The organism is Streptomyces sp. NPDC048416 (assembly GCF_043200435.1).
In the GTDB taxonomy this organism is placed as follows: domain Bacteria; phylum Actinomycetota; class Actinomycetes; order Streptomycetales; family Streptomycetaceae; genus Streptomyces.
Genome location: NZ_JBICXU010000009.1, coordinates 105,005 through 126,956, shown reverse-complemented (window position 1 = coordinate 126,956; position 21,952 = coordinate 105,005). Strand labels below are relative to the sequence as shown.

Sequence of the window (21,952 nt, the reverse complement as noted above, 5' to 3'; positions counted from 1 at the left end):
GCAAGGCAATACCACTTTCGGGTTGAGATCGTTGTGCACAGCGGCTTCACCGGCCCACCCAGGACCACGCTGGTGAAGTCGCTGCCCGCACCCCCGAAGGAACCCCATGCACAGCCCGCCCCTCGCCGGAGGCACCGCAGGGCCCGCAGCCCTGCGCCCCCTCCTCGACGTCGTACTCGACGCCCTCCACCACGGGGCGAAAGCCAGGGGCGGGCCCCTGCCCAAAGGCGGCCCCGAAGCCGTCGCCCAGCGCGTCCACGCCGCCGCCCGCGACATCCTCCCCACTCACGGCACCGGCGCCGAAGAAGCCCTCACCACCGTCGTACGGGCCCTCGCCGAAGGCGCCGCCGACCCCGCCGAACCGCACTGCGCCGCCCACCTCCACACCCCGCCCCTCGCCCTCGCGGCCGCCGCCGACCTCGCCGCGTCCGCACTCAACCCCTCCCTGGACTCCTGGGACCAGGCGCCCGCCGCCTCCGCCCTCGAAACCCTCGTCACCCAGGCCATCGCCCACGAGATCTGGCCCCACGGCGACGCCCTCATCACCACCGGCGGCACCGAATCCAACCAGCTCGCCCTCCTCCTCGCCCGCGAACACCACGGCCCCCTCCCCATCGTGTGCGGCGCGCACACCCACCACTCCATCCACCGCGCCGCCTGGCTCCTCGGCCTGCCCCAACCCCTCGTCATCCCCACACCCACCGGCACCACCGACCCCACCGCCCTCGACGACACCCTCACCCGCCTGGGCCACCGAGCCCTCGTCGTCGCCACCGCAGGCACCACCGACACCGGCGCCATCGACCCACTCCCCGCCATCGCCGACGTGTGCGCCCGCCACCACGCCCACCTCCACGTCGACGCCGCCTACGGCGGGCCCCTCCTCTTCAGCGACCGCCACCGCCCCCAACTCGCCGGCCTCGACCGGGCCCACACCGTCACCCTCGACCTGCACAAACTCGGCTGGCAACCCGTCGCCGCAGGCCTCCTCGCCGTCGCCGACCCACACCACCTCACCCCCCTCACCCACACCGCCGACTACCTCAACGCCGACGACGACACCCACCACGGCCTCCCCGACCTCCTCGGCCGCTCCCTACGCACCACCCGCCGCCCCGACGCCCTCAAAATCGCCGTCACCCTGCGCGCACTCGGCCGCGACGGCCTCGCCCACCTCATCGACCGCGTCTGTGCCCACGCCACCACACTCGCCCAACTCATCGACGAACACCTCCAGTTGGAGCTGCACGCACGCCCCACCATCTCCACCGTCCTCTTCCGCCCCCACCACGCAACCGACGAAGACGTCGCCCACATCCGCCGCACCCTGCTCACCCACGGCACCGCCGTACTCGGCCGCGCCCACGCCGACGGCCGCCTCTGGCTCAAAGCCACCCTCCTCAACCCCCACCTCACCCCCCACGACCTGCACACCCTCCTCGCCACCACCCTCCTCGCCACCGCACCCCTCACCACCGCCCCCCTCACCACCAACCTCAACGCCCCCACCCGCAATGCCCCCACCCGCAATGCCCCCACCCTCAACGCCCCCACCCCGCCCCCCACGGAAGGCACCCCCCAATGACCACCCACACCACCCCGGAAGACCAACCCCACGACCTCGTCGGCATCGGCATCGGCCCCTTCAACCTCTCCCTCGCCGCCCTCGCCCACGGCGTACCCGGCGGACTCGACACCGCCTTCTACGAACAACGCCCCGCCTTCCACTGGCACCCCGGCCTCCTCATCGAAGGCACCACCCTCCAAGTCCCCTTCCTCGCCGACCTCGTCACCCTCGCCGACCCCGCCAACCCCTGGACCTTCCTCAACTACCTCAAACACCGCGAACGGCTCTTCCCGTTCTACTTCGCCGAAAAATTCCACATCCAGCGCACCGAATACGACGCCTACTGCCGCTGGGTCAGCGAAAACCTCACCGACCTCCACTTCTCCCACCAAGTCGACGCCGTCCGCTGGAACGCCGAACGCGCCCTCTTCGAAATCGACTACACCCACCTCGACCTGAACGGCGAAGCCCAAGCACTCGGCCGCACCCACACCCGCCACCTCGCCATCGGCATCGGCACCCAACCCCACGTACCCGAAGCCCTCAAACCCCTCGCCGACGCCCCCGCCGTCCCCGTCATCCACTCCGCCGACTACCTCGACCACCGCCAACGCCTGCTGGCCGCCGACCACATCACCGTCATCGGCTCAGGACAATCAGGCGCCGAAATCTTCCTCGACCTCCTGCGCAACCGCCCCCACGGCGCCGAAAAACTCACCTGGCTCACCCGCACCGAAGCGTTCGCCCCCATGGAGTACTCCAAACTGGGCCTCGAACACTTCACCCCCGACTACACCCACTACTTCCACGCCCTGCCCGAACCCGTACGCGACCAGCTCCTGCCCCGCCAATGGCAGCTCCACAAGGGCATCGACGCCGACACCATGGCCGCCATCCACGACGAGCTCTACCGCCGCACCCAGCACGGCGGCTGGCCCGACATCACCATGACCCCCGGCGTGACCGTACGAACCGCCGGCCGCGTCGCCACCACCAAAGTCGAACTCCACCTCGAACACACCCAGCAAGGCACCCGCTCCCGCCTCACCACCGACGCCGTCGTCCTCGCCACCGGCTACCGCGAACGCCCCCTCGGCCGCATGCTCGCCGGACTCGACCCCTACATGCGCTACGACAACGCCGAACGCCCCCGCGTCGACCAGGACTTCACCCTCGTCCTCGACCCATCCGTCACCGGAAACGTCTACGTCCAGAACGCCGAGACACACACCCACGGCGTCGGCACACCCGACCTCGGCCTCGCCGCCTGGCGCAGCGCCAGCATCCTCAACTCCCTCACCGGCAAAGAGCCCTACCCCCTGCCCACCCGCACCGCCTTCACCACCTTCGGCCTCGACAAAAAGAACCAGGCCCGCCCGGCACACCAGCCGGAGGGCCTGATCCCCCTCGTCGAACAGCCGTGACGTTTCACCGGCTCACGCTGCACCGCGCCGGCACCCGCCACATGCGCACTCAGAACATGCGCACTCAGAACACCGGCACACCGTTCTGCGTCAGCTTCCAGTCCACCGAAGCGAACTCCGCCTGATCAATGACACCCTTCGCCTTCACCCACGCGATCATCGTGTTACGGATCTCGTCGGAGTTCGCCCACAGCTGCTTGGCGGTGGCCACCCCCGGGAAATTACCGCCACCATTGGCCCGGTAGTTGTTCACCGCCAACACGAACTGCGCCGCGTCGTCCAACGGCTTACCGTCGAACATCACCTTCGACACCCGCGAACCCGCCGGCTTCGCGATGTCGACCTCGTACGACACACCACTCACCACGTCATAGTTGTAGTCCGGCGTGTTGTCCGCGTTCGTGATCTTCGCCGGATCCACCGCACCCGTCGTCTGCACGTAGTAGTTGGCCGAGAACTCGATGTACGCCTTCACCTGAGCACCCGTCAGAAGCCGCGCCTCCAGCGTGTTCTCGTACACATACAGACCCGCGACGTCCTTGATCGTCACCTTGCCCGCCGGAATGACGGCCGACCGCGAGAAGCACGCCGCCTGCGACAGCACCGGCAGCGACGCGTACGAGGTCGACGCCAGCGCCGCCTTCACCGTCTCCGCCTGAATGTGGTTGATCAGATCAATGATCGGCACATCCTTGTACGGAGCCTGGTCCGAGCGCATCTCCGCCGCGTTGTTGCCCACCACCTGGTTCACATACGCCACGACCTTGTCGTGCTCCGCCTTCACCAGCCGCTTCACCACCGGGTCCTCGGCCACCGCATTGGCGTTGCGCACATCCGCCGACACCGACGTCACATGCCACCGGCCCCGCGAGAACTCCAGCTCGAAATCGAAGACACTCAGCCGCATGCCCCACATGTACGGCTCGGACAGCACCACCGACCTGCCGGTCTCCTTGTTGACCACCGTCCGTGACGCCACCTCCTTGTGCGTGTGGCCCACCAAAATCGCGTCGATCCCCGGCACCTGCTCCGCCACCAGCGACGAGGCGTTCTCCGGATACGGCAACGCGTCCCCGTACGACGTGCTCCCGTCGAGCCCCGAGTGATCCGTGCAGATCACCACATCACAACCCAGCGCCCGCAGCTTCGGCACATAGATCTTCGCCTGCTCCACCAGGCCAGGGAACGTCATCTTCCCCTGCACATTGGCCTTGTCCCAGATCGCGATCCCCGGGTTGGTGAGCCCCAGGATGCCCACCTTCACATCCGGCCCGTGCGGCACCTTGAGCCGCCGCACCGTGTACGGCGGGAACGCCGGCTTCAACGTCTTCGCGTCCAGCGCGTTCGCACCGAGCAACGGGAAGTCCAACTGGTCCTGGAACGCCCGCAACGTCGGAATGCCGTAATTGAACTCATGGTTGCCGAGGGCCGCCGCGTCATACCGCATGTGGTTCATCGCGAGCGCCATCGGGTGCTCAGGACCCCGCTTGCCACCCGACCCCGTGATCGGCTCGACCCGCGCGTAGTAGTACGACAGCTGCGTGCCCTGGATGATGTCACCCGCGTCGATCAGCAGCGTGTTGTGACGGCCCTTCTCCTCGCGGACCTGATCCACCAGCGTCGAGATCTTCGCCAGACCCACGTCGTTGTGCGCCGCGTCGTCGTACTCCGCGTCCGTGAAATAGTCCCAGTTGAAGACGTGGCCGTGCAGATCCGTCGTCCCCATCACCGAGAACGCGTACCGCTTCGGCTCACGCCCGTGCCCGTGGTCCAGACTCTGCGGCGCGGCCTCGGCGGGCGAAGCGACACCCCCGGCCACGGCCACACCGGCACCGGCGGCGGCCGTAGTGCCAAGGAACGTCCTGCGGTTCAGCGGCATGCTCTCTCCCTGAAGTCGTGTGACGCGCGTAGAAGTTGAGCGCAACAAACCGAGGACCACGCGCGTAGACCCACGGATTCTGACGCACAACCCACCATCGCAACACCCCCAGCAGGTTGCGATCTGATGACCGGGCCCCGACAAGAACACCCCCCGCCCCCAACCCCCGGCGATGCCACAGTGGACCCATGACCGACACCCAGCCCTACGGCACCCCCGACCAGCCCCGCCTCGCCGTCCACGGCGAAGCACACCTCGAAGTCGACCCCGAAATCGCCGGCCTCACCATCACCATCACCACCCGCGGACCCGACCGCCGCACCACCCTCGACGACCTCACCCGCCGCAACGCCTACGTCATCGACCTCATCAAAAGCTACGAAAACGCCATCGAAAAACTCGAAACCGGCGCCTTCACCCTTACCCCCGAACTCACCCGCCACGGCCGCGGCGAACGCGTCCGCACCCACCACGGCGCCGTCCGCATCACCACCGAACTCAACGACTTCACCGCCCTCGGCGAACTCACCACCCGCCTCGCCGACCTCGAACTCACCCGCGTCGACGGCCCCTGGTGGTCCCTGCGCCACGACTCACCCGCCCACACCGAAGTACGCCGCCGCGCCGTCCAGCAAGCCGTCGTACGCGCCCGCGAATACGCCGACGCCCTCGGCACCACCCTCACCGCCCTCGTCGAACTCTCCGACCCCGGCGCCGACAACCCCGCCCCCGCCTACGGCATGCCCGCCCCCGGCGGCATGGCCTTCCGCAGCGCCGCCCCCGGCGCCGCCGAACCCGCCCCCGCCCTCGACCTCGAACCCCAACGCCAAACCGTCCGCGCCCGCGTCAACGCCCGCTTCATCATGGCCCCGCCCACCCTGTAACACCCACACCCCACACCCCTGCAACACCCCCGACAACACTTCCGACAACACTTCCGGCAACACCCCGGCCACCCCGCGAAAGGGGCGCCCCACCTGCTCATCGGAGCGCCCCCACGCACACTTCAACACTTGTCAACCAACCATCAAGCAAAGGTTGTTGAGCAGTACCCCGCCACCAAATACCTACCCATCGGTAAGCCCCTAGGCTCACCCCATGCGCCGAGCCAAAATCGTCTGCACCCTAGGACCAGCCACCGACACATACGACCAGATCAAAGCCCTGGTCGAAGCCGGAATGGACGTAGCCCGCTTCAACCTCAGCCACGGCACCTACGCCGAACACGAACAGCGCTACCACCACGTCCGCAAAGCCTCCGAAGAAACCGGCCACAACGTCGGCATCCTCGCCGACCTTCAAGGCCCGAAGATCCGCCTCGGACAATTCCGCGAAGGCCCCGTACTCCTTGAACGCGGCGACGAATTCACCATCACCACCGAAGAACACACCCCCGGCGACCGCCACCTCTGCGGCACCACCTACCCCGGCCTCGCCACCGACGTCACCACCGGCGAACGCATCCTCGTCGACGACGGCAAAGTCGCCCTCGAAGTCACCCGCGTCGACGGCCCCCACGTCCACACCCTCGTCATCGAGGGCGGCATGGTCTCCGACCACAAAGGCCTCAACCTCCCCGGCGTCGCCGTCTCCGTCCCCGCCCTCTCCGACAAGGACCAGGAAGACCTCCGCTGGGCCCTGCGCACCGGAGCCGACATCATCGCCCTCTCCTTCGTCCGCAGCGGCCACGACATCCACGACGTCCACCGCATCATGGACGAAGAAGGCCGACGCCTCCCCGTCATCGCCAAAATCGAAAAGCCCCAAGCCGTCGACAGCATCGACGACATCGTCGCCGCCTTCGACGGCATCATGGTCGCCCGCGGCGACCTCGGCGTCGAAATGCCCCTCGAACAAGTCCCCATCGTCCAAAAACGCGCCATCAAACTCGCTAAACGCAACGCCAAGCCGGTCATCGTCGCGACCCAGATGCTCGACTCGATGATCGACAACGCCCGCCCCACCCGCGCCGAAGCCAGCGACGTCGCCAACGCCGTCATCGACGGCACCGACGCCGTCATGCTCTCCGGCGAGACCAGCATCGGCAAACACCCCATCGAAACCGTCAAGACGATGAGCCGCATCGTCGAAGCGGCCGAAGAAGACGTCCTCGCCAAGGGCCTCCCGCCCCTGACCGACCGCAACAAACCCCGCACCCAGGGCGGCGCCGTCGCCCGAGCCGCCGCCGAAATGGGCGACTTCCTCGGCGCCAAATTCCTCGTCGCCTTCACCCAGTCCGGCGACACGGTCAAACGCCTGTCCCGCTACCGCTCCCCGATCCCCCTCCTCGCCTTCACCCCCGTCCCCGCCACCCGCTCCCAGCTCAACCTCACCTGGGGCGTGGAGACTTACCTCGGACCGCACGTCGAATCCACCGACGAGATGGTGGCCCAGGTGGACGAGATGCTGCTCAAGTTCGGCCGCTGCCAGAAGGGCGACGTCGTCGTCATCACGGCCGGCTCCCCGCCCGGCGTGGCCGGCTCCACGAACCTGGTCCGCGTCCACCACATCGGCGAGGACGACAGCCCCAAGTAACCCTGGGCCACGGCCCCTTGCGCCACCCCTTGCAGGGGGCCCCGCGTCAGTACTTCGGGCCTATGTGCTGGTCCATCAGGGCGACGGAGTTCCGCTTGGCGACGGATATGTTCCGGGCGCCCCGGGCGCGGCGCGCGGAGCGCCACTCCACACCGACACGGTCGAGTGCGCCGGTGAAGAGGTCCACGATGTCGGTGGAGGTGTTGGTGAAGAAGTACCGCGGATATTCGTAGCGCTTGCGTTCCCCGCCGATGACCTTCTCGGTCCAGTTGACGGTCCGGCATCCGTCGGAATGGACGAGCCCGCGGATGAACTCCCATGGATGCGTGCCGATTACGGCCTCCTGCCACGGTTCGAGCACGATGGCACGCTCGTGCTTCTTGCCGGGACCGTGCTGAGGGAACAGGCAGGGCCAGTGGCGGTCGTAGCTGGTCACGGAGACGTACCCCTGCCTTTGCAGGTCGTACACGCCGCTCTCCGGGCGCACCGCTTTGATTGCGTTCCGGCACAGCTCCATCAGGCCCGGCCACGCGTCGGCGCAGGCGATGCGCAAGAAGTGGCCGACGCCTCGTGGGTGTGCGCTGATGCAGCCGTCTCCGAGATAGAGGCCCAGTAGGTACGCGTACGCGGCGGTGTCCTCCGGAACGCCCGGGTCGTGGCGGCACCTCGGACACGGACTCGCGCTGCGGAGCGGCTCGATCCGGCTTCGCCAGGCGCGGATCGTTGCGCGCGATATCCCGGTCTGCTTGCTGACGTAGTTCAGGCTGTGGCCCTGGGCGACGAGATCCAAGGCGGAGCGCCGCGTCGATATGTCGTACATGCCCCAGAGGCTCGTTGATTGCATGCCACCGGGCGACGGTTCGAGCGCGTGTTCAGCAGGTCGAGTGAAGATCGCCAAGCATGGCTAAACCTTGGAATTGAAGGAGAAGTGCCCCGAGTCGGATTCGAACCGACGCTGAATGGGTTTTGAATCCATTGCCTCTGCCGCTGGGCTACCGGGGCCCCTTCGAAACGAAGGATACCGAAGACCCCTCGTATCTCAAACATACAGGAGCTAGGTAGGCTCAGGTAGCAGCACCTGCCTTAACCAAGGAGCCCCCGTGACCGCCCCCGAGTCGCCCCAGCCCGTCGCAGACGACGACGCGTCGCATGTCCCCCCGCTGACCACCCGCGTCGTGATCGCCGAGGACGAGGCCCTCATCCGCCTCGATCTCAAAGAGATGCTCGAAGAAGAGGGCTACGCGGTCGTCGGCGAGGCCGGTGACGGGCAGAAGGCCGTCGAGCTGGCCCGGGAGCACCGGCCGGATCTGGTGATCCTGGATGTGAAGATGCCGGTCCTGGACGGGATCTCCGCGGCGGAGCTGATCGCGAAGGAGTCGATCGCGCCGGTGTTGATGCTGACGGCGTTCAGTCAGCGGGACCTGGTCGAGCGGGCGCGGGATGCCGGTGCGATGGCGTATCTGGTGAAGCCGTTCTCGAAGAGCGATGTGGTGCCGGCGATCGAGATGGCGGTGTCGCGGTTTACGGAGTTGAAGGCGCTGGAGCGGGAGGTCGCGGACCTTTCGCAGCGCCTTGAGACGCGGAAGCTGGTGGACCGGGCGAAGTCGGTGCTGCAGACGCAGTACGGGTTGTCGGAGCCGGCGGCGTTCCGGTGGATTCAGAAGACGTCGATGGATCGTCGGATGTCGATGCAGCAGGTGGCTGAGGCGGTTATTGAGGACGCCGAGGAGAAGAAGGCGGCGAAGGGGGAGTAGTTCCCCGGGTTGATATGCAGATGGCCCGCATCCGGGGTTCCGGGTGCGGGCCATTCGCGTATGTCCGGAGGGTCAGTCTTCGCCGAGGTAGGCCTTGCGGACGGATTCGTCGTGGAGGAGGTCTTGTCCGGTGCCGGAGAGGACTATTTTGCCGATTTCCATGACGTGGCCGTGGTCGGCGAGGGAGAGCGCGGCTTGGGCGTTCTGTTCGACGAGGAGGATGGTGGTGCCTTGGGCTTTGAGTTCGGTGATGGTGGCCATGATTTTCTGCATCATGATGGGGGAGAGGCCCATGGAGGGTTCGTCCAGCATCAGGAGTTTCGGCTGGGACATCAACGCGCGGCCCATGGCGAGCATTTGTTGTTCGCCGCCGGAGAGGGTGCCTGCGGCTTGCTTTCGGCGTTCTCCGAGGATGGGGAAGAGGTCGTAGGCGCGTTGGATGTCTTTTTCGATGCCTGTTTTGTCGTCGCGGAGGTAGGCGCCGAGGCGGAGGTTGTCCTCGATGGTCATGCGGGGGAAGATGTGGCGGCCTTCGGGGGAGTGGGCCATGCCGAGGGCGACGATTTTGTGGGCGGGGACGTTTTTGAGGGGTTTGCCGTCGAAGGTGATGGTTCCGGCGAGGGGTTCGAGGAGGCCGGAGAGGGTGCGCAGGGTGGTGGTTTTTCCGGCGCCGTTGGTGCCGATGAGGGTGACGACTTGTCCTGCTTCGACGCTGAAGGAGATGCCTTTGACGGCTTCGATTTTGCCGTAGGCGACCCGGAGGTCCTCGACTTCGAGGAGTGCGGTCACGGGGTGTCTCCTTCGGTGCTGGTGGTGCTCTGCGCCGTTTCGGCGGCTTCTACTTCGGCGATTTCCTCGTCTCCGGGTGCGCCTTCGAAGGGGGTGCCGAGGTAGGCGGCGATGACGCGTTCGTCGGCCTGGACGGTCTCGGGGGTGCCTTCGATGAGTTTTTGTCCTTGGACGAGGACGGAGACGCGGTCGCAGAGGCTCATGATGAACCGCATGTCGTGTTCGATGACGAGGACGGCGATGCCTTGGTCGCGGATGGCGAAGATGAGTTCTTCGGCGGCGCGGGTTTCTTGGGGGTTCATGCCGGCGGTGGGCTCGTCGAGGAGGAGGAGTCCGGGTTCGCTGGCGAGTGCGCGGGCGATTTCGAGCTTGCGTTGTTCGCCGTAGGGGAGGTTGCGGCTGAGGTGGTCTGCTTTTGCGGCGAGGCCGGTGAACTCCAGGAGTTCCATGGCGCGTTCGCGGGATGCGTCTTCGGCTTTTTTGAATCCGGGGAGGCGCAGGAGTGCGGACCAGAGGCCTTCTTTGGTGCGGGTGTGGCGGCCGACGAGGACGTTTTCCAGGACGGTCATGTTGGGGAAGAGCCGGATGTTCTGGAAGGTGCGGGCGACGCCGGCCTGGGTGACGAGGTGGGGTTTGGGGGGAAGGACGGTGCCTTTGTAGGTGACTTTGCCTTCGGTGGGGACGTACAGGCCGGTGAGGCAGTTGAAGAAGGTGGTTTTGCCTGCGCCGTTGGGTCCGATGAGGCCGACGATTTCGCCGCTGTTGACGGTGAGGTCGACGTCTCGTACGGCGGTGAGGCCGCCGAAGCGCATGGTGACGCCGCTGGCGTGGAGGACGGTGTCGGTCGTGGTGGTCATGCTGGTCACGCCCCCGCCTTGGTGACGCCGACGGGTGTGTCGGTGAGGCTGGTTTCTGGTGTGTCGAGTTGCCCGGTTTCGTGGAATTCGAGCTTTTTCCTGCGGTCGGCGATGATGCCTTCGGGGCGCAGGCGCATGAGGACGATGAGGGCTATTCCGAAGAGGAGTAGCTGGTAGTCCTGCATGAATTGGAGTTTGGCCGGGATGAGGTAGAGGAGGGCGGCGCCGATGAGGGGTCCGCTCATGGTTCCCATGCCGCCGAGGATGACGGCGGCGAGGAGGAAGGCGGAGTTGGGGGGTACGGAGCCGGCGAATTGGTATTGCTCGGGGGTGACGGTGCTGGTGAGGTGGCCTTGGACGGTGCCGGCGAGTCCGGCGAGGGTGGCGCCGAGTGCGAAGGCGATCAGTTTGACGCGGAAGCCGTTGATGCCCATGGCGGTGGCGGCGGTTTCGTCTTCGCGGATGGCGACCCAGGCGCGGCCGATGCGGCTGTCGGCGCTGCGTCGGAAGACGGTGACGACGACGAGGGTGATGACGAGCATCAGGAGGTAGTAGTTGCCGGGTTTGCCGAGGGTGAAGCCGGCGATGTCGTGGCTGATGCCGAGGTCGTATCCGAAGATGGTGATGTCGGGGATGGCGGGGATGCCGCGGGAACCGTTGGTGACGTTGGGTCCGCTGTTCCCGTTGAGGTTGTTCATGGTGATGCGGAAGATTTCGCCGAAGCCGAGGGTGACGATGGCGAGGTAGTCGCCGCGTAGGCGCAGGGTGGGGGCGCCGATGAGGACGCCGAAGATGAGGGAGGCGCCGGCGCCGACGAGGATGGCGGCCCAGAAGGGGAAGTGGACGCCGAGGCTGGAGGTGCTTGCGCCGGAGACGAGGGCTGCGGCGTAGGCGCCGACGCCGAGGAAGGCGACGTAGCCGAGGTCGAGGAGGCCTGCGAGGCCGACGACGACGTTGAGGCCGAGGGCGACGGTGGCGAAGATGAGGATGTTGGCGCCGATGAGGGCGTATTCGTCGCTGGATTGGGTGAAGGGGAAGCAGATCGCGGCGGCGAAGGCGGCGCTGAGGGTGATGGTGCGGTGGTGTGCGGTGAGTGCGGCGAGGCGGGCGAGGAGGCCTGCTTGGGTGAGGGCGGCGAACGTGAATACGGCGGTGATGAGGAAGCCGATGAACAGTTCGGTGTAGGCGGTGTCGATGCCGTAGGCGAAGACGTAGAGGCCGATGGCGAAGGCGGCGACGATGATGAGGATGCCAGCCCAGTCGGGGATGTTTTTGGCGGTGCGGGGGCTGGGGGCGGTGAGGGTGTGGCGGATGCGTTGCCAGGGGTTGTCGCCGGTGGTGTCGGTGCCGGGTGTGTCGCCGGGGAGGGCGAAGGCGGCGATGAGGGCGATGAGGGAGCCGGTGCCGGAGACGTAGGCGCCGGGTTCGAGGTTGACGATGCCGCCGAGGTCGCTGGAGATCGCGCCGAGGGTGTAGCCGGTGGTGGCGAAGGTGGCGAGGGCCAGCAGGCGCAGGGGGGCGTTGGTTCCGCCGGGGGTGAGCCAGCGCAGTCCTTGGATGCCGTAGGTGGAGAGGGTGAAGAGGAGGGTGAGGGCTGCGGCGGTGAGGGTGAGGAGTTGGAGGCCGCCGGGGTAGCCGGTGACGGTGAGGTCGCCGGGGAAGTCGCTGGTCCAGGTCCAGGCCATGAAGGTGCCGATGAGGGCGATGGTGGCGCCGGCGGTGAGGGTGTGCCGGGCGAGGCTGGTGGGCAGCGGGATGAGTGGGGTGCCGCTGTCGCGGTGGGTGGTGTTGGTGGTCATGGTGTTCACGCCCTGTCCGCGACGCGTTCGCCGAGCAGGCCCTGGGGTCGCACGAGGAGGACGACGATGAGGAGGACGAAGGCCCATACGTCCTTCCAGGCGCCGCCGCCGAAGAGTTCCATGCTGGGGATGTTGCCGACGTAGCCGACGGCGAGGGCTTCGGCGAGGCCGAGGACGATGCCGCCGAGCATGGCTCCGTAGATGTTGCCGATGCCGCCGAGTACGGCTGCGGTGAAGGCTTTGAGGCCCATGATGAAGCCCATGCGGAAGCCGACTTGGCCGTTGTGGAGGCCGTAGCCGACGGCGGCGACGGCGGCGAACGCGGCGCCGATGGCGAAGGCCATGACGATGATGCGGTCGGTGTTGATGCCCATGAGTTTGGCGGTGTCGGGGTCCTGGGCGGTGGCTTGCATGCCGCGGCCGGTGCGGGTTTTGGCGACGTAGAACCCGAGGGCGATCATGCAGACGGGGGCGGCGATGAGGATGAAGAGGTCGCCGCGTTGGATGTTGGCGCCCAGGACGTGGAAGGGGGTGCCGTCGAACTGGGGGAAGGAGCGGTCCTTCTTGGCGTCGGGGTACCACTTCCATACGGCCTGTTGGAGGGCGAGGGAGAGGCCGATCGCGGTGATGAGGGGGGCCAGGCGGGGGGCGCCGCGCAGGGGCCGGTAGGCGAAGCGTTCGGCTGCGGTGGCGACGAGTACGGAGATGATGACGCCGCCGATGATCATGAGGGGGATGGCGGCGAGGAGGGAGAAGCCTGTGGGGAGTGCGAGGAAGACGGTGAGAGCCCCGAAGCCCCCGACCATGAATATCTCGCCGTGGGCGAAGTTGATGAGCTGGACAATGCCGTAGACCATCGTGTAGCCGATCGCGATGAGTCCGTACATCGCGCCGAGGATGAGTCCGTTGGCCAGCTGTTGCGGCAGTTCGTGCACCGCGGGGCCTCCGTGAATGTGAGCAGATATGGCGCCGCGCGGGAGCGCTGGTGGCGCTCCCGCGCGGTCCTTGGGTTGCGGTGGGGCGGGATTCGCCGGGTTACGGCTTGTAGGCCTCGCTGAGCTCGGGCTTCCAGGCGCCGTCGGTGACCTTGTAGGCGGTCATCATGGTGTTGGTGGTGTCGCCGTACTCGTCGAAGGAGACGGGGCCGGTGACTCCGTCGAACTTGACCTTGCCGACGGCGTCGAGGACCTTGGCGCGCAGGTCGCCGCTGGGGAGCTTGCCGTTGTTGGCGGTGACGACGTCCTTGACGGCCTGGATGATGGCCCAGGTGGCGTCGTAGGTGCCGCCCCCGTAGGCCTCGTAGGCGTCCTTGAAGTTGGCTGCCTTGTAGTTGGCGATGAACGTCTTGGCGGAGTCGAGCTGCTCGACGGGCTTGCCGACGGAGGTGGCGAGGTCGCCCGTGGCTTTCTTGTTGAGCTTGATGAAGTCGGCGCTGTAGATGCCGTCGCCGCCCATGAGTGGGATGTTGGTGCCGCTGTCCTTGAGCTGCTGGGACAGGGGGCCGGCGGCGGGGTATTCGCCGCCGTAGTAGAGGGCCTTGGCGCCGGTGGACTTGACCTTGGCGACGATGGCGTTGAAGTCGCGGTCGTCGGGGTTGATGTGGTCGCTTCCGACGATCTTGCCGCCGAGCTTGGTGAAGGTGTCCTTGAAGGACGCGGCGAGGCCGGCGCCGTAGGTCTTCTGGTCGTCGATGAGGTAGACCGAGTCGATCTTGGCGTTGTTGAACAGGTACTTGGCGGCGAAGGCGCCCTGGACCTGGTCGGTGGTGGCGGTGCGGAAGAAGGTCTTGTAGGGGCGCTTCTTCGTGCCGGTCTTCCAGCCGTCGCCCTGGGTCAGTTCGGTGCCCGTGTTGGCGGGGGATATCTGGGTGAGGCCGGCGTCGTTGAGCGGTTTCTGCATGGACTGCGAGACGCTGGAGTTCAGGGGGCCGACGACGCCGACGACGCTCTTGTCGCCGATGAACTTGGTGGCGTTCTGCTGGCCGACGGAGGGCTGGGCCTGGTCGTCGAGCGGCTGGGTCTTGAACTCGACGCCGGGGACGAGGTTCTGCTTGTTCGCCGTCTGTGCGGCGAGGTCGGCGGAGTTCTTGATGCCGAGGCCGAGGGCGGACAGGTCACCCGTGAGGGGGGCGTCTACGCCGATGACGACGGTCTGCTTCTTGCCGCTGCTGTCGCCGCCGCCTTTGTCGTCGCGCGAGCCGCAGGCGGTGAGGGTGAGTGCGCCTGTGGTGAGCACTGTGGTGAGGATGAGCAAGGAACGGTGTCGCACGATGGGTCCTTTCCCTGGCGCGGCCTCCTCGTGAATGAGGTGCCGTGTCGGTCGCCGGGCCGTACTGGGTGGTAAGGGCCGTGCAGCAGTCGCACCCGGCGGCGCGGTGACTGGCCGTGACTCTAAGCGCAGCCGGGGAGGGTGGGGAGCAGCCGGGACAGGATGTGACTTTCTTGTTATGCCAAGGCCAAACCTTGGTGGTGCAGGGCGGACAATTTGTACGTTTCATGACACGGGGATTTCTCGCATGATGAGAACCCGCAGTTCCGCTAAGGGGCTTGAGGGGATCATGGTGCTGACAGGGCCCTCGCTGTCCGGAAGCCGGTCGATGGCCGGGAAGGCGCCGCCCGAGGGCCGGATGTCACTCCCGGACCCCCGCCCGATTGTCACGCAGCGTCACGATGATCGGGTGGGGGTGGGCAGCTTCGTCTGGGCCCAGGGGCCCGTCGTGGGCGTGCCGTTGCGATAGCGCTCGGCGCAACCGCGCTGCGCGCTCTGCCCGATGACCCGGTCGCCGGCGGCCGCGCCGTGGGCCGCGCGTTCTCGGCGTGCGGCGGCCAGTGTGGTCAGGAGGATGGCGTTCTGTCCGTCGGACAGGCCTTTCTCCTGATAGTCCAGGCCGGAGCCCTTTCCCTGGTCCAGCTCCTGCTGCGCCCAGTAGGTGACCAGGTGGGTGCAGAGCTCGGTGGGCGAAGTGACGTGCGGGGACGGCGAGTTGACCGAGGAGGCGGCGGGGGTGGCGGCGCCGGAGGGTTCCACGTGCCCGTCGTCGCAGCCGGTCAGTACGGCCGCCACGGCGAGGGCGCCCGACAGGACGAGGCGTGCCCGTGGCCGTCCTTGGGTCCTCATGGCACGAAGTTAGGGCGCGGAGCGTGAGGTGACAATGGCCGACGAGTCGTCAACTCGTCGGCCATGAAACGGACTTGGGCCCTCCGCGCGGGGCTTCCGGGCGGGGGCGGTCGGGCGGAGTTGCCAGGCGGGGCTTCCGGGCGGGGGCGGTCGGGCGGAGTTGCCGTGCCGGGTTGCCCGCCGGGGCGGGGTCACCGGGGGGGGCACCGGGGGGGTGCCCCGGGGCGGGGTCACCGGGGGGTGCCCCGGGGTGGGGTCACCGGGGGGTGCCCTGGGGCGGCCCGGGCCCCCCGGCGGGTTCAGTCCTTGAGGCCCGCGGCGTCACGCAGCAGGCAGGTCAGGCGGGCCGTGCAGACCCGCTTGTCCTGCTCGTCGGTGATGACGATCTCGTACGTGGCCGTCGAGCGGCCGCGGTGCACGGGCGTGGCGACGCCGGTGACCAGGCCGCTCTTCACGCCCCGGTGGTGGGTGCAGTTCAGGTCCACCCCGACGGCGACCTTGCTGAGGCCGCCGTGGAGCATCGAGCCGACCGAGCCCAGCGTCTCGGCGAGGACCGCGGAGGCGCCGCCGTGCAGCAGCCCGTAGGGCTGGGTGTTGCCCTCGACGGGCATGGTGCCCACGACGCGCTCCGCCGAGGCCTCGACGATCTGCACGCCCATGCGTGTGCCCAGATGCCCGGCGGAGAACATGGCGTGCAGGTCGACGCCGAGGGCGGCGTACTCGTCGACGACTTCCTGCGGGAACTTCACGCTGCTCTGCTCGCCCATGGGCCACGGCTCCGTTCATCTGCGGGTACTGCGCTGTACTGGCGCTGTCCGCTCCGTCATACCAGATGGCTGAGCAAACGCTTAGGGCGCAGCTCTCATTCCCGCGGGCCGCCCTCCTGCCGCGTACGCTCGAAACGCACCACCACCGACTTGCTCGCCGGGGTGTTGCTGACATCGGCCGTGGAACCCAGCGGCACCAGCACGTTCGTCTCGGGATAGTAGGCGGCGGCGCAGCCGCGCGCGGTCGGATAGTGGACCACGCGGAAGCCGGGCGCGCGCCGCTCCACGCCGTCCCTCCACTCGCTCACCAGATCCGTGTACGCCCCGTCGGCCAGGCCCAGTTCGGCCGCGTCGGCGGGGTTGACCAGGACGACGCGACGGCCGCCCTTGATGCCGCGGTAGCGGTCGTCCAGGCCGTAGATGGTGGTGTTGTACTGGTCGTGCGAGCGCAGGGTCTGGAGCAGCAGCCGGCCCTCGGGCAGCTCGGGGAACTCGACGGGCGCCGCCGTGAAGTTGGCCTTGCCGGTGGCGGTGGGGAAGCGCCGCTCGTCGCGCGGGGCGTGCGGCAGCTGGAAGCCGCCCGCGTGCGCCGCGAGCTGCGCGTTGAAGTCCTCGAAACCGGGCACCACGCGGGCGATGCGGTCGCGGATCGTGGCGTAGTCCCGCTCGAACTCCGCCCAGTCGATCACGGACCTGGCGCCCAGGGTGGCCCGGGCCATGCGCGCGACGATGGCCGGCTCGGACAGCAGATGACGGCTCGCGGGAGCCAGGTTGCCGCGGGAGGCGTGCACCAGACCCATCGAGTCCTCCACCGTCACGAACTGCCGGCCGCTCTTCTGCACGTCCTTGTCGGTACGCCCCAGGGTGGGCAGGATCAGGGCGCGCCGGCCCGTCACCGCATGCGAGCGGTTCAGCTTGGTCGAGACGTGGACGGTGAGCGAGGCCCGGCGCATCGCGGCCTCGGTGACCTCGGTGTCGGGGGTGGCGCTCACGAAGTTGCCGCCCATGGCGAAGAACACCTTCGCCCTGCCGTCGCGCAGCGCCTCGATGGACCGCACGACGTCGAAACCGTGGTGGCGGGGCGGCGCGAACCCGAACTCCTTCTCCAGGGCGTCGAGCAGCGCGGGCGCGGGCCGCTCGAAGATGCCCATGGTGCGGTCGCCCTGCACGTTGGAGTGGCCGCGCACCGGGCAGACCCCGGCGCCGGGACGGCCGATGTTGCCGCGCAGCAGAAGGAAGTTGACGACCTCGCGGATGGTGGGCACCGAGTGCTTGTGCTGGGTCAGACCCATCGCCCAGCACACGATGGTCCGCCGGGAGGCCAGCACCATCGCCAGGGCCTGCTCGATGTCGGCGCGGCTCAGGCCCGTCGCGGTCAGCGTCCGCTCCCAGTCCGCCTCGCGCGCTGCGGCCCTGAACTCCTCGAACCCATGGGTGTGTTCGCGTACGAACAGCTCGTCGACGGCGCCCTCGGTCTCCAGGATCAGCTTGTTGAGGAGACGGAACAGCGCCTGGTCGCCGCCGATGCGGATCTGCAGGAACAGGTCGGTGAGAGCGGCGCCCTTGATCATGCCCTGCGGGGTCTGCGGGTTCTTGAACTTCTCCAAGCCCGCCTCGGGCAGCGGATTCACCGAAATGATCTTCGCCCCGGCGTTCTTCGCCTTCTCCAGGGCGGACAGCATCCGAGGATGGTTGGTCCCCGGGTTCTGCCCCGCGATCACAATGAGATCGGCCTGGTGGAGGTCGTCAAGGGACACACTGCCCTTGCCGACACCGATGGTCTCCGTGAGCGCGGAACCGGACGACTCGTGGCACATGTTGGAGCAGTCCGGCAGGTTGTTGGTGCCGAACTCCCGGGCGAAGAGCTGAAGCAGGAACGCGGCCTCGTTGCTGGTGCGCCCCGAGGTGTAGAACAGCGCTTCGTCGGGGGAGTCGAGCGCCGTCAGCTCCTCGGCGATGATCTCGAAAGCCCGTTCCCAGGCGACGGCCTCGTACCGGTCGGCGCCCTCGGGCAGATACATCGGCTGTGTGATCCGGCCCTGCTGACCCAGCCAGTACCCACTGCGCGTGGCCAGATCGGAGAGCGGATGCGCGGCGAAGAAGTCGGGCGTGACCCGGCGCAGCGTCGCCTCCTCAGCGACCGCCTTCGCCCCGTTCTCACAGAACTCCGCCGTGTGCCGCTTGTCGCCCTCCGGCCAGGCGCAGCCCGGACAGTCGAAGCCGTCCTTCTGGTTGACCTTCAAAAGCGTCTGCGCGGTGCGGCGCACACCCATCTGCTGCTGAGCCATGAGCAGGGTGTGACCGATGGCGGGGAGCCCGGCGGCGGCATGCTTGGGCGCGGCGACCTGCGGCGCGTCCTGGACCGGATCACCTGCGGGCGGCTTGCTGGCCATGGCGCTGCTCCCCTTCGAGCGAACACGAGATGCGTACATTCCCGATCCTGTCACGCGCCACTGACAGCCGCCCCACCGACGGCCCCCGCCGCCGAGGAGGCCGCGCGTCCAGGGCGGTCCCGTCGCCGAAGGGCCGCACGCCGGGGGGCCGGTCCCGGTGCCGAGGAGGCCGTGGGTCCAGGGGCCGGTCCCGGTGCCGAAGAGGCTGTGCGTGCAGGGGCCGGTCCCGGTGCCGAGGAGGCTGTGTGTCTGGGGGCGGTCCCCGGGACTGGCCAGGATTGTCAGTGGGGCGTGGCAGGATCGGGGTCATGGCTGAGACAGCATCGAAGAAGACCCCGGACAACCGACCGCGCCTGCTCCTCATGGACGGGCACTCCCTGGCGTACCGGGCGTTCTTCGCGCTGCCCGCGGAGAACTTCACGACCGCGACGGGCCAGCCCACCAACGCGGTCTACGGCTTCATGTCCATGCTCGCGAACACCCTGCGTGACGAGGCGCCCACGCACTTCGCGGTCGCGTTCGACGTGTCCCGCAAGACGTGGCGCTCCACGGAGTTCCCCGACTACAAGGCGAACCGGTCCAAGACCCCCGACGAGTTCAAGGGCCAGGTCGAGCTGATCGGCGAACTGCTCGACGCGATGCACGTCGACCGGTTCGCCACCGACGGCTTCGAGGCCGACGACATCATCGCCACCCTGGCCACGCAGGCCGAAGCAGCCGGCTACGAGGTCCTGATCGTCACCGGCGACCGCGACTCCTTCCAGCTCGTCTCCGACCACGTCACCGTCCTCTACCCCACCAAGGGCGTCTCCGAGCTGACCCGCTTCACCCCGGCGAAGGTCGAGGAGAAGTACGGCCTGACCCCCCAGCAGTACCCGGACTTCGCGGCGCTGCGCGGCGACCCGTCGGACAACCTGCCGGGCATCCCCGGCGTCGGCGAGAAGACCGCCGCGAAGTGGATCAACCAGTTCGGTTCGTTCGCCGAGCTCGTCGAGCGCGCCGAAGAAGTCAAGGGCAAAGCCGGGCAGAACCTCCGCGACCACCTGGACGCGGTCAAGCTCAACCGCCGCCTGACCGAAATGGTCAAGGATGTCGCACTGCCCAAGGGCCCGGCCGAGCTGGAGCGCGCCGCCTACGACCGCGCCGCCGTGACCGGCGTCCTGGACGTCCTGGAGATCCGCAACCCGTCGCTGCGCGAGCGGCTGCTCGCCGTCGACCCGGGCGCGGCCGAGGCACAGGCCCCCGAGCCGGCCGCCGGGGTCGACGTCGACGGCACCGTCCTGGGCGCGGGCGACCTCGCCCCGTGGCTGGCCGAGCACGGCGGGCAGCCGCTCGGCGTGGCGACCGTCGACACCTGGGCGCTCGGCTCCGGCAGCGTCACCGAGGTCGCGCTCGCCGCGGCCGGCGGAGCGGCCGGCTGGTTCGACCCGGCACTGATCGACGAAAGCGATGAGCGGGCCTTCGCCGCCTGGATCGCCGACCCCGCCCAGCCCAAGATCATGCACAACGCCAAGGCCGCGATGCGGGTCTTCCCCGAGCACGGCTGGAGCATCGCCGGCGTCACCATGGACACCGCGCTCGCCGCCTACCTCGTCAAGCCGGGCCGCCGCTCCTTCGCCCTGGACGCCCTGACGATCGAGTACCTGGGCCGCGAGCTGGCCCCCGCCGGCGCCGCCGACGGACAGCTCGCCTTCGGCGCGGACGACGAGGCCGAGGCAGCCGCCCTGATGACGCAGGCCCGAGCCGTCCTCGACCTGGGCGGCGCGTTCACCGAGCGGCTGAAGGAGGTCGGCGCGACCGATCTGCTGCACCACGTCGAACTGCCCACCTCCCTCCTCCTGGCCCGCATGGAGCGGTACGGCATCGCCGCCGACCGCGCCCACCTGGAAGCCATGGAGCAGCAGTTCGCCGGCGCGGTGCAGCAGGCCGTGAAGGAGGCCCACGCCTCGGTCGGCCACGAGTTCAACCTGGGCTCGCCCAAGCAGCTCCAGGAAGTCCTCTTCGGTGAACTGGCCCTGCCCAAGACGAAGAAGACCAAGACCGGCTACACGACGGACGCCGACGCGCTGGCCTGGCTCGCCGCCCAGACCGAACACGAACTGCCCGTCGTCATGCTGCGCCACCGCGAGCAGGCGAAACTGCGGGTCACCGTCGAGGGCCTGGTCAAGACGATCGCCGCGGACGGCCGCATCCACACCACCTTCAACCAGACGGTCGCCGCGACCGGCCGCCTCTCCTCCACCGACCCCAACCTGCAGAACATCCCCGTCCGCACCGACGAGGGCCGCGCCATCCGGCGGGGCTTCGTGGTCGGCGAAGGCTACGAGTCGCTGCTCACCGCGGACTACAGCCAGATCGAACTGCGCGTGATGGCCCACCTGTCCGAGGACGCGGGCCTCATCGAGGCGTTCACCTCCGGCGAGGACCTGCACACTACGGTCGCCTCCCAGGTGTTCGGCGTGGACAAGTCCCAGGTCGACCCCGAGATGCGCCGCAAGATCAAGGCGATGTCGTACGGCCTGGCCTACGGCCTGTCCGCCTTCGGCCTCTCCCAGCAGCTGAACATCGAAGCCGGCGAGGCCCGCGGCCTGATGGACACCTTCTTCGAGCGTTTCGGCGGCGTACGGGACTACCTGCAGCGCGCCGTCGAGGAAGCCCGCGCGACGGGCTACACGGAGACGATGCTCGGCCGGCGGCGCTACCTTCCCGACCTCAACAGCGACAACCGCCAACGCCGCGAGATGGCCGAGCGGATGGCGCTCAACGCCCCCATCCAGGGCACGGCCGCGGACATCGTCAAGGTCGCCATGCTGAACGTGGACCGCGCCCTGACCGAGGCGGGCCTCACCTCCCGGCTGCTGCTCCAGGTCCACGACGAAATCGTCCTGGAAATCGCGCCGGGCGAGCGCGAACAGGTCGAGGCCCTGGTGCGCCGCGAGATGGCGGGAGCGGTGTCACTGCGCGCCCCGCTGGACGTCTCGGTGGGCTCCGGCAACGACTGGGAATCGGCGGCACACTGAGGAAGGGGGCGGGGGACCCTTCCCTTCCGAGGGGGCCCCGCCCCGCCTCCG

16 protein-coding genes and 1 tRNA gene are annotated in these 21,952 nt (G+C 68.2%); 6 read left to right on the top strand and 11 right to left on the bottom strand.

The genetic code is table 11. The features are described 5' to 3' along the window. Positions 1-106: 106 nt before the first annotated feature. A complete protein-coding gene (locus ACGFW5_RS14580) occupies positions 107-1,585 on the top strand; it encodes a pyridoxal phosphate-dependent decarboxylase family protein (protein ID WP_393834554.1) in 1,479 nt (492 codons plus the stop codon). Then, positions 1,582-2,991 (top strand): lysine N(6)-hydroxylase/L-ornithine N(5)-oxygenase family protein, encoded by a 1,410-nt coding sequence (locus tag ACGFW5_RS14575; protein ID WP_393834553.1) that lies wholly within the window; start codon positions 1,582-1,584, stop codon positions 2,989-2,991. Before ACGFW5_RS14580 ends, ACGFW5_RS14575 begins: the two co-directional genes overlap by 4 nt. Before the next feature lie 64 nt (positions 2,992-3,055). On the opposite strand, the gene ACGFW5_RS14570 is transcribed toward ACGFW5_RS14575, so the two are convergent. Then, positions 3,056-4,870 (bottom strand): bifunctional metallophosphatase/5'-nucleotidase, encoded by a 1,815-nt coding sequence (locus ACGFW5_RS14570; RefSeq protein ID WP_393834552.1) that lies wholly within the window; start codon positions 4,868-4,870, stop codon positions 3,056-3,058. Positions 4,871-5,058: 188 nt separating this feature from the next. Between ACGFW5_RS14570 and ACGFW5_RS14565 the strand changes: the two genes are divergently transcribed. Beyond that, positions 5,059-5,754: an SIMPL domain-containing protein gene (locus ACGFW5_RS14565; protein ID WP_393834551.1), complete on the top strand. Its 696-nt coding sequence runs from the start codon at positions 5,059-5,061 to the stop codon at positions 5,752-5,754. Between the two features lie 214 nt (positions 5,755-5,968). After that, positions 5,969-7,405 (top strand): pyruvate kinase, encoded by a 1,437-nt coding sequence (gene pyk / locus ACGFW5_RS14560; protein WP_393834550.1) that lies wholly within the window; start codon positions 5,969-5,971, stop codon positions 7,403-7,405. Positions 7,406-7,451: 46 nt separating this feature from the next. Here the strand turns inward: pyk and ACGFW5_RS14555 are convergent, their stop codons facing one another. Next, positions 7,452-8,225, bottom strand: a complete 774-nt coding sequence (locus ACGFW5_RS14555) for a helix-turn-helix domain-containing protein (protein ID WP_393834549.1) — start codon at positions 8,223-8,225, stop codon at positions 7,452-7,454. Positions 8,226-8,334: 109 nt separating this feature from the next. After that, a tRNA-Leu gene (locus ACGFW5_RS14550) sits at positions 8,335-8,407 on the bottom strand. A gap of 98 nt (positions 8,408-8,505) precedes the next feature. On the opposite strand from ACGFW5_RS14550, the gene ACGFW5_RS14545 reads away from it, so the two are divergent. After that, entirely contained in the window at positions 8,506-9,159 is a 654-nt protein-coding gene (locus ACGFW5_RS14545; RefSeq protein WP_350229736.1) for a response regulator, read from the top strand. A 72-nt stretch (positions 9,160-9,231) separates the two neighbouring features. Here the strand turns inward: ACGFW5_RS14545 and ACGFW5_RS14540 are convergent, their stop codons facing one another. The 8 genes from ACGFW5_RS14540 to ACGFW5_RS14505 form a co-directional block, all read right to left on the bottom strand. After that, positions 9,232-9,948, bottom strand: a complete 717-nt coding sequence (locus tag ACGFW5_RS14540) for an ABC transporter ATP-binding protein (protein WP_393834548.1) — start codon at positions 9,946-9,948, stop codon at positions 9,232-9,234. After that, positions 9,945-10,805, bottom strand: coding sequence for an ABC transporter ATP-binding protein (locus ACGFW5_RS14535; RefSeq protein ID WP_393834664.1), 861 nt, complete (start codon positions 10,803-10,805; stop codon positions 9,945-9,947). The genes ACGFW5_RS14540 and ACGFW5_RS14535 overlap by 4 nt, the downstream gene beginning before the upstream one ends. 5 nt (positions 10,806-10,810) lie before the next feature. After that, positions 10,811-12,604 carry a branched-chain amino acid ABC transporter permease gene (locus ACGFW5_RS14530; protein ID WP_393834547.1) on the bottom strand — a complete coding sequence of 598 codons (1,794 nt, stop codon included), beginning with the start codon at positions 12,602-12,604 and terminating at the stop codon, positions 10,811-10,813. 5 nt (positions 12,605-12,609) lie between these two features. Beyond that, complete coding sequence (locus ACGFW5_RS14525; RefSeq protein WP_393834546.1) at positions 12,610-13,539, bottom strand: branched-chain amino acid ABC transporter permease; 930 nt, start codon at positions 13,537-13,539, stop codon at positions 12,610-12,612. A gap of 100 nt (positions 13,540-13,639) precedes the next feature. After that, positions 13,640-14,857: a branched-chain amino acid ABC transporter substrate-binding protein gene (locus ACGFW5_RS14520; protein WP_393834663.1), complete on the bottom strand. Its 1,218-nt coding sequence runs from the start codon at positions 14,855-14,857 to the stop codon at positions 13,640-13,642. A gap of 411 nt (positions 14,858-15,268) precedes the next feature. Beyond that, positions 15,269-15,721, bottom strand: a complete 453-nt coding sequence (locus ACGFW5_RS14515; protein WP_393834545.1) for a hypothetical protein — start codon at positions 15,719-15,721, stop codon at positions 15,269-15,271. Positions 15,722-16,020: 299 nt separating this feature from the next. After that, positions 16,021-16,488, bottom strand: a complete 468-nt coding sequence (locus ACGFW5_RS14510; protein WP_393834544.1) for a PaaI family thioesterase — start codon at positions 16,486-16,488, stop codon at positions 16,021-16,023. 95 nt (positions 16,489-16,583) lie between these two features. Beyond that, the gene (locus ACGFW5_RS14505) at positions 16,584-18,881 is read right to left on the bottom strand and encodes an FdhF/YdeP family oxidoreductase (protein WP_393834543.1); all 2,298 of its coding nucleotides are present in this window, start codon (positions 18,879-18,881) and stop codon (positions 16,584-16,586) included. 308 nt (positions 18,882-19,189) lie between these two features. On the opposite strand from ACGFW5_RS14505, the gene polA reads away from it, so the two are divergent. Further along, complete coding sequence (gene polA, locus ACGFW5_RS14500) at positions 19,190-21,901, top strand: DNA polymerase I (protein ID WP_393834542.1); 2,712 nt, start codon at positions 19,190-19,192, stop codon at positions 21,899-21,901. Positions 21,902-21,952: the final 51 nt, after the last annotated feature.